Annotated in this window: 9 protein-coding genes; 8 read left to right on the top strand and 1 reads right to left on the bottom strand. The window is 50.4% G+C overall.

All coding sequences use genetic code 11. The annotated features are described in order from the left end of the window. Nucleotides 1-20 precede the first annotated feature (20 nt). The gene (locus tag ACVBDQ_RS12985; protein ID WP_446663252.1) at nucleotides 21-917 is read right to left on the bottom strand and encodes a LysR family transcriptional regulator; all 897 of its coding nucleotides are present in this window, start codon (nucleotides 915-917) and stop codon (nucleotides 21-23) included. Nucleotides 918-1,157: 240 nt separating this feature from the next. Between ACVBDQ_RS12985 and ACVBDQ_RS12980 the strand changes: the two genes are divergently transcribed. The 8 genes from ACVBDQ_RS12980 (at nucleotide 1,158) to ACVBDQ_RS12945 (ending at nucleotide 12,129) form a co-directional block, all read left to right on the top strand. Next, complete coding sequence (locus tag ACVBDQ_RS12980) at nucleotides 1,158-2,987, top strand: assimilatory sulfite reductase (NADPH) flavoprotein subunit (RefSeq protein WP_021322747.1); 1,830 nt, start codon at nucleotides 1,158-1,160, stop codon at nucleotides 2,985-2,987. Nucleotides 2,988-3,012: 25 nt separating this feature from the next. Continuing rightward, complete coding sequence (cysI, locus tag ACVBDQ_RS12975; protein ID WP_021322746.1) at nucleotides 3,013-4,734, top strand: assimilatory sulfite reductase (NADPH) hemoprotein subunit; 1,722 nt, start codon at nucleotides 3,013-3,015, stop codon at nucleotides 4,732-4,734. A 357-nt stretch (nucleotides 4,735-5,091) separates the two neighbouring features. Beyond that, the gene (gucD, locus tag ACVBDQ_RS12970; protein WP_446663251.1) at nucleotides 5,092-6,558 is read left to right on the top strand and encodes an alpha-ketoglutaric semialdehyde dehydrogenase GucD; all 1,467 of its coding nucleotides are present in this window, start codon (nucleotides 5,092-5,094) and stop codon (nucleotides 6,556-6,558) included. Nucleotides 6,559-6,695: 137 nt separating this feature from the next. After that, on the top strand, nucleotides 6,696-7,277 hold the full coding sequence (locus ACVBDQ_RS12965) for a Uma2 family endonuclease (protein WP_446663250.1): 582 nt from the start codon (nucleotides 6,696-6,698) through the stop codon (nucleotides 7,275-7,277). A 133-nt stretch (nucleotides 7,278-7,410) separates the two neighbouring features. After that, nucleotides 7,411-8,841: a sigma-54 interaction domain-containing protein gene (locus ACVBDQ_RS12960; RefSeq protein WP_446663249.1), complete on the top strand. Its 1,431-nt coding sequence runs from the start codon at nucleotides 7,411-7,413 to the stop codon at nucleotides 8,839-8,841. 315 nt (nucleotides 8,842-9,156) lie between these two features. After that, nucleotides 9,157-10,446 (top strand): CitMHS family transporter, encoded by a 1,290-nt coding sequence (locus ACVBDQ_RS12955; protein ID WP_015374601.1) that lies wholly within the window; start codon nucleotides 9,157-9,159, stop codon nucleotides 10,444-10,446. A 43-nt stretch (nucleotides 10,447-10,489) separates the two neighbouring features. Next, complete coding sequence (locus ACVBDQ_RS12950; RefSeq protein ID WP_015374602.1) at nucleotides 10,490-11,800, top strand: acyclic terpene utilization AtuA family protein; 1,311 nt, start codon at nucleotides 10,490-10,492, stop codon at nucleotides 11,798-11,800. 5 nt (nucleotides 11,801-11,805) lie between these two features. Then, nucleotides 11,806-12,129, top strand: a complete 324-nt coding sequence (locus ACVBDQ_RS12945) for an AtuA-related protein (RefSeq protein ID WP_015374603.1) — start codon at nucleotides 11,806-11,808, stop codon at nucleotides 12,127-12,129. The last annotated feature ends 602 nt before the right edge of the window (nucleotides 12,130-12,731 follow it).

The following is a 12,731-nucleotide window of genomic DNA, read 5'->3' as shown; positions in this document are numbered from 1 at the left end:
TCCATGACCACGCCCTTCTGTTATTGGCTGACGCCAGTCCAATTGGTTTGCAAGGCTTCAAGGAAAATGCGCACGTTTTGTTTGTTTTCCATAATCGGTGCATAGATGTAGGAAAACATTCGGTAAAACGGTGGATGGTTCAGGCGAACGATGGACAGGTGGCCGTGCTCGATGTCGCGGGCGACGACGCTGCGCGACAGCAAGGACAGGGCGTTGCCGTTGATCAACGTTTCTTTAATGCCTTGGTTGCTGCTGATGATCATGAGCGATTTGACTTTCAGCCCGTTCGAGCGGATGAAATGGTTGAAATATTCCCTTGTTCCCGACCCGACTTCGCGCGCCACCCATGCTTCGTTTTGCAGCTCGGCGATCGTGACCTCCTCTTTTTGCGCCAGTTCGTGGCGGTTGGAGGCGACGATGACAAGCTCGTCCTGCATGAACGGATGAACGGACAGTTCTTTTTCGTTCGTTTGCCCTTCGATCAAGCCGATGTCGACTTGATATGATTTGACGAGTTCGACAATTTCTTTTGTGTTGCCGATCATGACCTCAAGCTCCAACTCTGGGTAACGTTTTTGGAAATCGGGCAAAAGCGGCGGCAAAATATACTCTCCAATTGTAAAGCTCGCCCCGATTTTCAATTTTCCTTTGACGGAATGATGGTGTTCCAAAATGTCTTGTTTCGTTTGTTCATAAAGCGCCACCATTTGTTTGGCGCGGTCGTATAGGAGCTCGCCGGTCGGCGTCATGCGCAGCCGCTTCGGGGAGCGGATGAACAGTTTCGTCTGGAACTCCTTCTCTAAATTTTTAATGTGCAAGCTGACACTTGGCTGGGATAAATGGAGAATTTCCGCCGTCTTTGTGAAATTTTTCACTTCTGCTAACGTAATGAACGTCTTCAACTCGTCGTAATACATTGGCCAACCCCTCGCATGCAGCCTGACTGTTTTGTTGCGGATCATTATTAGTGATGTTAATAGTTTTAATAATTTATATTTATTTTACTAATGTTTTGTTTTGCGGTAAAGTGTAAATATGATACCCTCATTAAAGTATACTTGGCTTATAGGAATAATGGAATTTGGCGTTCGTCCTGTCGTTGAGACCGAAACGGCGCCAATCGTTCCATTTTATTTTATATTGTGAGGTGGACACCGTTGCAGCTGCAAGTAACCAACAGTCCGTTTACCCAGGAGCAGATTGAGCTTTTGAATCGTTTGTTGCCGACGTTGACGCCGTCGCAAAAGCTTTGGCTGAGCGGGTATTTGGCTGCTGCCGAGGCGGCGGTCGCCGTTTTGGATGCCGAAGCGCCGGCGCTGTTTGCTGGAAGCAGCAAACCGGTTTCGAAAGAAGTGACGGTATTGTACGGCTCGCAAACCGGCAATGCGCAAAAGTTGGCTGAGAAAGCCGGCAAAGCGCTCAAAGAGCGTGGGTTTGAAGCGAAAGTGTTGTCCATGCTTGATTTTAAGCCGAACGAATTAAAGAAAGTGGAGACGCTGCTCATTGTTGTGAGCACGCATGGGGAAGGCGATCCGCCGGACAATGCGGTATCGTTTTACGAATTTCTCCACAGCAAACGGGCGCCAAAGCTCAACCATCTTCGTTTCTCTGTCTTGGCGCTCGGCGATACGTCGTATGAACATTTTTGCCAGACGGGGAAAGATTTCGACAAACGTCTTGAGGAGCTGGGCGGAACACGGTTTTATCCGCGCGTCGATTGCGATGTCGACTATGAAGAAGCGGCGGCGAAATGGCTTGATGGCGTGCTTGGCGAGTTAAGCAAAGAAGCGAATGCCCATGTTGGGGCCACGCCGCTTTTGTCCGCTGCGGCCACGGCGCCAAAAATGGAACCAGCTGTCGTCTATTCGCGGAAAAACCCGTTCCCGGCCGAGGTGCTTGAAAACATCAACTTAAACGGCCGCGGATCGAACAAGGAAACGCGCCATTTGGAATTGTCGCTCGAGGGATCGGGGTTGAAGTACGAACCGGGCGATGCGCTTGGCATTTTCCCGAAAAATGATCCCGAGCTTGTCGACCTCATCATCCAAGAAATGAAATGGAACCCGGAAGAAACGGTGACGATCGACAAAGATGGGGAAGTGCGGTCGCTGCGTGAAGCGCTCACCTCACATTTTGAAATTACGGTGCTGACGAAAGCGCTGTTGCAAAAGCTGGCGACGCTGTCAAAAAACAGTGAGCTCCAAGCGCTTGTGGCGCCCGGCAATGAAGCCAAATTGAAAGAATACGCCAAAGGCCGTGATTTGTTGGATGCGCTCCGCGATTTCGGCCCATGGGACGCCACTCCGCAGCAACTCATCTCCATCTTGCGGAAAATGCCGCCGCGCCTGTACTCGATCGCGAGCAGCTTAGCGGCCTATCCAGATGAAGTGCACTTGACGATCGGTGCGGTCCGTTATGAGTCACACGGCCGCCTGCGCAAAGGGGTGTGCTCGACGTTCTGCGCCGAACGCGTCCAAGTCGGCGATACGTTGCCGGTCTTTGTGCAGCCGAACCCGAACTTTAAGTTGCCGAAGGATCCCGACACGCCGATCATTATGATCGGTCCAGGCACCGGAGTGGCGCCGTTCCGCGCCTTTATGCAAGAGCGCGAGGCCATCGGGGCGAAAGGAAAATCGTGGCTCTTTTTCGGGGACCAACACTTTATGACCGACTTCCTGTATCAAACCGAATGGCTCGCATGGTTGAAAAGCGGTGTGCTGACCAAAATGGATGTCGCCTTCTCTCGCGATACGGAGAAGAAAGTGTATGTGCAGCACCGGATGATTGAACGAAGCAAAGAGCTGTTCGGTTGGCTTGAGGAAGGTGCTGTCGTCTACGTTTGCGGCGACAAGCAACACATGGCGCGCGACGTTCATCAGACGTTGATCGAGATTATCGAAAAAGAGGGCGGCATGAGCCGCGAACAGGCGGAAGCGTATGTCACGGAGATGCAAAAGCAAAAACGATACCAACGCGACGTCTATTAATCTCAAAGAAGGAGTGGAATCGGAAATGGCGAAAGTCGAGTTAAAAGCGCCGGACGGACCGCCAAGCGATGTCGAGCGCATTAAACAGGAAAGCCGTTACTTGCGCGGCACGCTTGCCGAAACGATGGAAGACCCGCTCAGCGCGGGCATCCCAGATGATGACAACCGGCTGATGAAGTTTCACGGCAGCTACTTGCAAGACGACCGCGACGTGCGCACCGAACGGCAAAAACAAAAGCTTGAACCGGCCTATCAATTTATGATCCGCGTGCGCACGCCGGGCGGGGTGGCGACGCCCGAACAGTGGCTTGTCATGGATGAACTTGCCCGCAAATACGCGAACGGCACGTTAAAATTAACGACGCGCCAGGCGTTCCAACTGCACGGCGTCTTGAAATGGAACGTGAAAAAAACGATGCAAGCCATCAATGGCGCCTTGATGACGACACTCGCCGCCTGTGGCGACGTCAACCGAAACGTCATGTGCAACCCGAACCCGTACCAGTCGGAAGTGCATGCGGAAGTGTATGAATGGGCGAAGCTGATCAGCGACCATTTGCTGCCGCGGACGAGGGCGTATTACGAAATTTGGCTTGATGATGAAAAAGTCGCCGGCACGCCGCCGGTCGACGGTGAAGAAGAACCGATTTACGGTCCGACGTATTTGCCGCGGAAGTTTAAAATCGGCATCGCCGTTCCGCCGTCCAACGACGTGGATGTGTTCTCGCAAGACATTGGGTTCATCGCCATTGTCGAGGACGGCAAGCTCGCCGGGTTTAATGTCGCCATCGGCGGCGGCATGGGGATGACCCATGGGGACAAAACGACGTATCCGCAACTGGCGAAAGTGATCGGCTTCTGCAAGCCGGATCAAGTCGTGGAAGTGGCGGAGAAAATTATGACCGTTCAGCGCGACTACGGCAACCGCTCATCGCGCAAACACGCCCGCTTCAAATACACGATCGATCGGCTTGGGCTGGAAGCGGTGAAAGAAGAAATTGAGCGCCGCCTCGGCTGGAGGCTCGGCGAAGCGCGCCCGTACCATTTCGAGCATAGCGGCGACCGCTACGGCTGGGTCGAAGGCGTCAATGGGACATGGCATTTCACGCTCTTTGTCGAAGGCGGCCGCGTCAAAGACTACGACGATTACAAGCTGATGACCGGCCTGCGCGAAATCGCGAAAGTCCATACCGGCGATTTCCGGTTGACGCCAAACCAAAACTTGATCATCGCCAATGTCACGAGCGAGAAAAAGCCGGAAATCGAGGCGCTCATCGCCAAATACGGCTTGACCGACGGCCGCCGGTACACCGCCTTGCGCCGCAACGCGCTCGCCTGTGTCGCCTTGCCGACGTGCGGTTTGGCGATGGCGGAAGCGGAGCGGTACTTGCCGAAACTGCTCGATAAAATCGAGGAAATTATCGATGAAAACGGTTTGCGCGACGAAGAAATCACGATCCGCATGACGGGCTGTCCGAACGGCTGCGCCCGCCACGTGCTCGCGGAAATCGCCTTCGTCGGCAAAGCGGTCGGCAAATACAACATGTACCTTGGAGCCGCGTTCAATGGCACGCGCTTAGGCAAACTGTACCGCGAAAACATCGGCGAGGAGGAAATTTTGCGCGAACTGCGCATGCTCCTATCCCGCTATGCGAAAGAGCGGCTTGACGGTGAACACTTCGGCGACTTCGTCATCCGCGCCGGCATCGTCAAAGAAGTGACGGATGGGACGAATTTCCATGATTAAAGTGGTCAGGGTGAAATGGAAACCAGCCTCTCCTTGTTTAGGGGAGGTTGGTTTTTTGTTGCTTTCATGCAATGGCTTCGGTGTTTTGTTCATTGTAGCCGCATTCAATCTATATTAGGTTGTAATAAAGGATTTCCGATCTCCATGTCCTATCTTTATCACTTGAAAAGCTGGCACGGTGACAAAAAGAGCGAACAATGCTATGTAAAAAAGTTGCAACTTATATAATTCACAAAATATTTCAACTATATTATAGTAGTGTTATGAACTTGTATTTTTCAGATCATGACCAGGGGCAAACATTTTTTCCAAGATCGTATGCAGCGATCACGTGAATGGAAAGGGGGAGAAGATATTATGAAGATGGGAACAGAAAAACAAACATACTTGAATTACATCAATGGCGAATGGATTCATTCCTCCACTGGAAAAATCGAAGCCAGCCTTAACCCAGCCAACATCGATGATATCGTCGGCTACGTTCAAGAGTCCGGAGTCGAGGATGTGAACGTTGCGGTTGAGGCGGCGCGAAGGGCGCAGGCGGCATGGCGGAAGCTGTCCGGCCCGAAACGCGGAGAGTATTTGTTCCGCGCGGCTGACGTTCTTGAGAAACGGCTTGACGAGATCGCCGAAACGATGACAAGAGAAATGGGAAAAACGCTCCCGGAAGCAAAAGGGGAAGTGCAGCGGGGAGTCAATATTTTGCGCTACTATGCTGGGGAGGGGATGCGGTCCATCGGCGAGGTCATTCCATCCATGGACAGCGAAGCGTTGATGTTTACCACGCGCGTGCCTCTTGGCGTGGTTGGGGTCATCACGCCGTGGAACTTTCCAGTCGCGATTCCGATTTGGAAAATCGCACCCGCCATCGTCTATGGAAACACGGTGGTGTTTAAGCCGGCGCAGGAAACGGCGGTCACGGCAGCGAAAATCGTGGAATGCTTTGACGAGGCGGGGCTGCCGGCCGGTGTGGTGAATTTGGTGACAGGCAAAGGATCGGTCATCGGCAATGCGATCGCCGAACACCCTCACATTCACGGCATCACCTTCACCGGCTCCAATGAAGTCGGCAAAACGATCGCCCAAAAAGCGGTGGCCCGAGGGGCGAAATACCAGCTGGAAATGGGCGGAAAGAATCCGGTGATCGTGCTCGAGGACGCTGATCTTGATCGCGCCGTCGAAGCAACGATCAGCGGCGGGCTGCGCTCCACGGGACAAAAATGCACGGCGACAAGCCGCGTGTTCGTCCAGCGCACCGTCTATGATCAATTTAAGGAAAAATTGTTGGCAAAAGTGAAGCAGCTGAACATCGGCAATGGACTCGAGGACGGCGTTTGGATGGGGCCGTGCGCCAGCCGGAAGCAGTTGGAGACGATTCTTTCTTATATCGAAAAAGGGATCGAAGAAGGGGCGACATTGCTTTGCGGCGGCCGCCGCTTGGTCGATGGAGAGCTCGGAAACGGGTTTTATATAGAGCCGACGGTGTTTGAGAACGTATCCCCGAACATGACGATCGCTCGCGAGGAAATTTTCGGGCCGGTGTTGGCGTTAATCAAAGTGGATTCGCTGGAAGAAGCGCTTTCTCTCGCCAATGACACACCGTTTGGATTGAGCGCCTCGATTTTCACGCAAAATATCGGCAAGATGCTCGCGTTCATCCAAGACATCGAGGCCGGGCTCGTCCGGATTAATGAAGAAAGCGCCGGCGTCGAACTGCAAGCGCCGTTTGGCGGGATGAAGCAGTCCAGCTCCCACTCGCGGGAACAAGGACGGGCGGCCATCGAGTTTTTCACGGCGATTAAAACGGTGTTTGTAAAAGGATAAGAAGTTGAGGAAAGTGCGCTGCCGTTTAGGCAGGGCGCTTTTTTTTTTAGCGTCAAGCCATTGGTGAAGGCGATTGTCGGCGAGCAAACGGTTTGCTTACAATAGAAGAAAGAGCATGTGCAGGGAGGGAGAACGGCATGAGCCAACCAGGCGAACAACGCCGGTATACGCTCGGCGAGTTTTTTTCTTTGGCTGGAGATGAGCGGATGGAGCTGTACGAAGGAACGATTGTGTTGATGTCCCCAGCTCCTTATGAGCATGAAGGGGTGGTCGCCAATTTGATTGCCGAGTTTCGCATGGCGTTAAAAGGAAGTCCTTGTCTTGTGTTCGGCAGCAACCTCCAAGTCGTCCTTTTGTTTGAAGATGAACAAAAAGGAACGAAAAATGTAACGGTGCTGCCCGACCTATCTATTATTGGTGATCGAACGAAACTGTGCCAAGGTCGGTGTTACGGCGCCCCCGACCTAGTGGTGGAAGTGTTGTCGCCAAGCACCGCCCGCAACGACCGGCTGCTGAAGCGCCATTATTATGAGAAGGCGGGAGTCCGTGAGTATTGGATTGTCGATTATCAGCACCAGGTGATGGAAAAATACGTTTGGCAATCGGGAGCGTTTCAGCTAGAAGACGTGTACGATGCAGCCAACGGGGCGGCTGCATCGTACACGTTTCCCGAGGTGCGCTTTTCCGTGAAGGAGATTTTTGCGTTTTTGACGTCGTGAAGAGCGGTGAAGCTGCATACAAAATAACAACAAACACGTTTCGCTCCAGAAGTCTGCTGTTGCTTGGCTGATAGAAACGCTTAGAAATCAAAGACAAAGGGGAGAAATAGCTTTTTTCTTTGTGGAAGGGGGAATGAAAGTGGTGAGTCGTTTCGACAAGCTCGTCAAAGATGCTGATGGACAAGCGCAATGGCTGTTCGCCATTCTTCAGTCCGTCCATGACGGCGTACTAGTGATCGATGACTGTGAGGTTGTGCGCCTTGTCAATCCGGAGTATACACGCATAACAGGTGTGAAGGAAAACGAGATTATAGGTAAACGGCTGCGCGATGTGCGGCCTAACGCCCTTCTCCCAGAAACGTTGAAGGACGGGAAAGTGAGAACCGGGGTGTACCGCAAGGAAGGTTCCAATGAGTATGTCGTTGATATGGCACCGATTGTTGTCCATGGCCAAGTGATTGGAGCGGTATCAGTTTGCAAAGGGCTGACGGAAGTGCACAAATTGACGCAGGAGCTGAAGCGAAACAAAGAAAGATTGAATGAATTGAAAAGGACCGTCTATTCGATTTATCGGGCTACTTATACGTTTGCGCATATCATCGGCCATAATGACAAGATCAAGGAAATGATCCGTATCGCGAAACGGGCGGCAGAGTCGGACTTGCCAGTGTTAATTATGGGGGAAAGTGGAACCGGCAAGGAACTGTTTGCTCAGGCGATTCACCAGGAGGGTCCGCGTGCTGAACATCCATTTGTTCCTGTAAATTGTGCGGCCATTCCTGCCGCTTTGCTGGAAAGCGAATTGTTCGGCTATGTGGAGGGATCGTTTACACATGCGAAAAAAGGAGGGAAAATCGGGCTGTTTGAACTGGCGGACGGGGGAACGATTTTTTTGGACGAAATCGGGGATCTTCCGTATGATTTGCAAGCAAAGCTATTGCGTGTGCTGCAAGAAAAGACAATTCGCAAAGTTGGAGATACACACGAAAGGAGGATTGACGTGCGCATCATTGCCGCAACAAATAAGGATTTGCGCCAGCTTGTAGCAAAGCAGTATTTTCGGGAAGACCTGTTTTATCGCCTTCATGTAATTACGCTTCATCTCCCCCCGCTCCGTGAGCGGAAGGAAGATATCCCTCTTTTGGCTCATTCTATAATACAAGCCTCAGGTGGTGGGGGACAGCGTCCTGTTTGCTCAATCAGCCAGGCTGCGGCTTTGTTGCAATCATACGATTGGCCTGGAAATATAAGAGAATTAAAAAACGTGATTGATTATGCCATTTGCATGACTGATGGAATGGAAATTGATCTGCATCATCTTCCCCCATCGATCATGAAAGACCCGGAGGTTTTCCGTTCCTCTACATCGATCCAACCGTTACGAAAGATGCTTGAAGAAACAGAAAAGCGTTTGATTGTCGAAGCGCTTCGTCAGTTTGGCACCGATGTACAAGGGAAGAAACAAGCGGCTAAAGAGCTTGGCGTGTCACTCGCCACGTTGTATAACAAATTGAAAAAGTTAGGGATTTCCGAGGATTTGCCTTCTTCTGCTCCTAACGGATGATAAATATTAGAGGGGAGCTGTGGTGAAGCAAATATTCTTGATTTGTAAGCGCTATCCACTAAACCTTGCCTGTTAAGGTTTTTCTTTTTTGGCAATCAATCGCTCATTGTCTTTTTTAATTTCCTAGAAACGATTCTAGTTTTTTAGAAATGAGCAGCAACAAGGAGTGCATTCATGTTTTAGCCATTCATTTTCTAAAGAATAAGAAAAGGCGCATCCGCTGTATTGAATGTAAAGCGGATGTTTTTGTTTTTGGCATTGGCACTTATTTTGCAAGAAAATAGAACGAAACAATTTTGAAGGGGGAATGGGATAATGTTGGCGTTATTGGGGTTTTTAACGATTGGTGTTTTTCTGGCTTTAATCATGGCAAGAAAAATCTCGGTATTGATTGCCTTAGTGCTTGTACCGGTGGTTTTTGGGCTGATCGGCGGGTTTGGGACGCAGATGGGAACGATGATGTTGGAAGGAATTCAAAAAGTAGCTCCGACGGGGATTATGATTGCATTCGCCATCCTATATTTCGGGTTGATGATCGACAGCGGCATGTTTGATCCGATTGTTTCGCGCATCCTTCGTTTAGTAAAAGGTGATCCGTTAAAGATTGTCATCGGCACAGCAACGCTAACATTGCTGGTTGCCCTCGACGGCGACGGGGCGACGACTTTTATGATTACCGTTTCGGCGATGCTTCCTCTTTATCGGCGTTTAGGAATGAATCCGCTTACACTATCGGGTGTCGTTTGTTTAGGGGCTGGAGTAATGAACATGATTCCTTGGGGTGGTCCGACGGCTAGAGCTATGGCAACACTGCATGTCGATTCAACCGAGTTGTTTAACCCTGTTCTTCCAGCGATGTTGGCGGGGATTGTTTGGGTGTTGTTTGCTGCTTATTGGCTCGGCAAAAAGGAACGGGAACGAGTGGGAGTCGTCGAACTGGATACGGAACAACTGACACCGTCACTTGACGGGGGAGAGGCGAAACGGCCTAACTTATTTTGGTTTAATGTCATTTTGACGATTGTGTTGCTCGTTTCCTTAATTAAAGGGTGGCTGCCGCTTCCGGTTTTGTTTATGCTTGCGTTTGCGATTGCCTTGCTTGTTAATTATCCGCATGTCAAGGATCAGCAAGAGCGGCTCACGTCTCATGCGAGCAATGTTGTATTGGTGGTGACGATGATTTTCGCAGCCGGCATTTTCACTGGCATTTTAACCGGTACAAAAATGGTTGATGCGATGGCGAAAGCGATGGTTTCGATCATTCCTGACGCGATGGGATCTTATTTGCCGCTTATAGTGGCGGTCACAAGCATGCCGTTAAGTCTTGTCTTTACCCCTGATGCGTATTATTTTGGAGTTTTGCCGATTTTAAGCGAAACGGCGGCTTCATTCGGCATCGATCCCGTCGAAATCGGGCGCGCTGCCATTTTGGGACAGATGACAACTGGTTTTCCGCTCAGCCCGCTGACGGCATCCACCTTTATACTTATCGGCTTGTCAGGTGTCGATCTTGGTGCCCACCAACGATTTATTTTTAAATGGGCGTTCGGAACGACTATTGTGATGACGATTGTCGCTTTAGCTACGGGGGCGATTTCTCTCTGATAATAACAAGGAATGTAACAAGAAAGCAAACGGAGGCGAGAAAATGGTCAGAATAGGAGCTGGAGCAGGATTTTCCGGTGATCGGTTGGAGCCTGCCGCGATTTTAGTAGAGAAGGGACAGTTGGACTATCTTGTTTTGGAATGTTTGGCGGAGCGAACGATTGCTTTGGCGCAAAAACAAAAATGGAAAAACCCTTCCCGCGGGTATGACCCGTTATTAGAAAAAAGAATGGAACTGCTTCTTCCGCTCATTGTGAAGCACCGCGTCCGCCTGATTACGAATATGGGGGCTGCCAATCCAGTAGCGGCAGCGGAGCGCATCGCCGCTATGGCGCGGGAGAAGGGACTAAAAATAAAAGTAGCGGCTGTCATCGGGGATGATGTAATGGAAAAGATTGATAAACAAATGTTGGCAATTGAGTCAGGGAAACCGATCGATAGCTACGGAACGATATTATCCGCGAATGCTTACCTTGGTGCTGATGCGCTCCTGCCTGCGCTGCAGTCGGGGGCAGACGTAATCGTGACAGGCCGTGTAGCGGATCCGTCGTTATTTCTTGCGCCGATGATTTACCATTATGGATGGCCGCTTGATGATACAGAACGTTTAGCTAAGGGAGCGATTGTCGGTCACCTGCTCGAGTGTGCCGGACAAATTACCGGCGGCTATTTTGCGGATCCGGGAAAGAAAGACGTCCCTGGCATGGCTAGACTTGGGTTTCCGTTTGCTGATGTGATGCCTGACGGTACGGCTGTGATCAGCAAGGTAGACGGGACAGGAGGGATCATTTGCCCGATGACTGTCAAAGAGCAACTGTTATATGAAGTGACTGACCCGACAGCCTATATCACCCCTGATGTGGTTGTTGATTTGACAACAGTCCAACTGCGCGAAATCGGTCCGGACCGTGTTGAGATCACCGGAGGAAGTGGCAAAACAAAACCAGATATGTTAAAGGTGAGCATTGGCTATCATGGCGGTTTTGTCGGGGAAGGCGAAATTTCGTATGCGGGGCCGAACGCTTTGCGGCGGGCGCAGCTTGCCGGGGAAATTGTGTATGAGCGGTTAAAAGACTGTTTTGTGAATCTGAAGGTGGACTATATTGGCTTATCATCAGCCCATCGGTCATTTTTAGGACAGGGCGGCGAGCCGTATGAAGTCCGGTTGCGGGTGGCAGGGAAAGCGGATACAAAAGAACAGGCTGAACTGATTGGTGAGGAAGTGGAATCGCTGTACACAAACGGCCCGGCAGGCGGCGGCGGGGCAAGGAAATACGTGCATGAGGTCATTGGCATTATTTCGACATTGATTCCACGCCAAATGGTCAATGTACAAATAACGATCCGGGAGTGACGACGATGAGAGTGAAGTTGTATGATTTGGCCCACTGCCGGGCCGGGGACAAAGGAAATACGTTAATCTTGTCGCTTATTCCTTTTCGGGAAACGGATTATCCTCTGCTGTCCCAAATGGTAACCGCAGAAAAAGTGAAGGAGCATTTGAGCTCGATTGTGAAAGGGGATGTGGTTCGATACGAACTTCCCAACATCGCCTCCTTGCAATTTGTCTGTCAAGATGCGCTTGAAGGCGGCGTCACTACCTCATTGGCCCTTGACCCGCATGGCAAAACGTTAAGCTATGCTTTGCTCGAGATGGAGATTGAGTTGCAGAAAGGAATATAAGTCTAGATACGGGAAGGCTGGACAAAACATGCTGTTGCATACAAATCGGCAGCATTTTCGCGAGAAAAAGCTGAATTATACAAGATGAAAAAGATGTTGGGACCAACAGCATGTTGTACAACATTTTCCAGCCTTCCGATCTTGCTGGTCAACAATGGATGCTGCGCCGAAATTGGCAACCTCGAGAGGTGCAGGAATTTTAGAAGGCTGAACGTATTTCGCCCCTCTTTTGCCCACCATCGTCCTTCTAGAGGAAGGGTGTCTCAAACGAAAGAGGACCTTATTTTTGTCGATAAATGAAGAAAAAATAAGAAAACAGAAAAAAAATGATGAAAATATTGACAATGATAATTTTTATCAATTAAAATATGGTATGTGAAAATGATAATCCTTCTCTTTTTAGAGGTTTGGGCGGGGACATGGTTTTCAAAAGAATGGAGTGAGATGTGGTGGCCGCATGTGGACAGAATGGTTTGGCTTGAAAAGAGCAACGATTGAGGAGATGCCAGCCATCTTGGCGGTGCTAGTTGCTTCTCACACAAGCAGAATTTATCTTTTTAATTGGTAAAGATAATCAATATCATAATTGCACCTGTAAAGCA

The sequence above is a fragment of the Geobacillus sp. CCR genome, from assembly GCF_052906625.1.
Note: the sequence above shows the minus strand (reverse complement) of the source record. Positions and strands in the feature narration are given on the sequence as shown.

Bases quoted from the DNA above. Each gene is read 5' to 3' on its own strand.
- ACVBDQ_RS12985 (WP_446663252.1), bottom strand. From the start codon at position 917: ATGTATTACGACGAGTTGAAGACGTTCATTACGTTAGCAGAAGTGAAA.
- ACVBDQ_RS12955 (WP_015374601.1), top strand. From the start codon at position 9,157: ATGTTGGCGTTATTGGGGTTTTTAACGATTGGTGTTTTTCTGGCTTTA.
- cysI (WP_021322746.1), top strand. From the start codon at position 3,013: ATGGCGAAAGTCGAGTTAAAAGCGCCGGACGGACCGCCAAGCGATGTC.
- ACVBDQ_RS12960 (WP_446663249.1), top strand. From the start codon at position 7,411: ATGAAAGTGGTGAGTCGTTTCGACAAGCTCGTCAAAGATGCTGATGGA.
- gucD (WP_446663251.1), top strand. From the start codon at position 5,092: ATGAAGATGGGAACAGAAAAACAAACATACTTGAATTACATCAATGGC.
- ACVBDQ_RS12950 (WP_015374602.1), top strand. From the start codon at position 10,490: ATGGTCAGAATAGGAGCTGGAGCAGGATTTTCCGGTGATCGGTTGGAG.
- ACVBDQ_RS12965 (WP_446663250.1), top strand. From the start codon at position 6,696: ATGAGCCAACCAGGCGAACAACGCCGGTATACGCTCGGCGAGTTTTTT.
- ACVBDQ_RS12945 (WP_015374603.1), top strand. From the start codon at position 11,806: ATGAGAGTGAAGTTGTATGATTTGGCCCACTGCCGGGCCGGGGACAAA.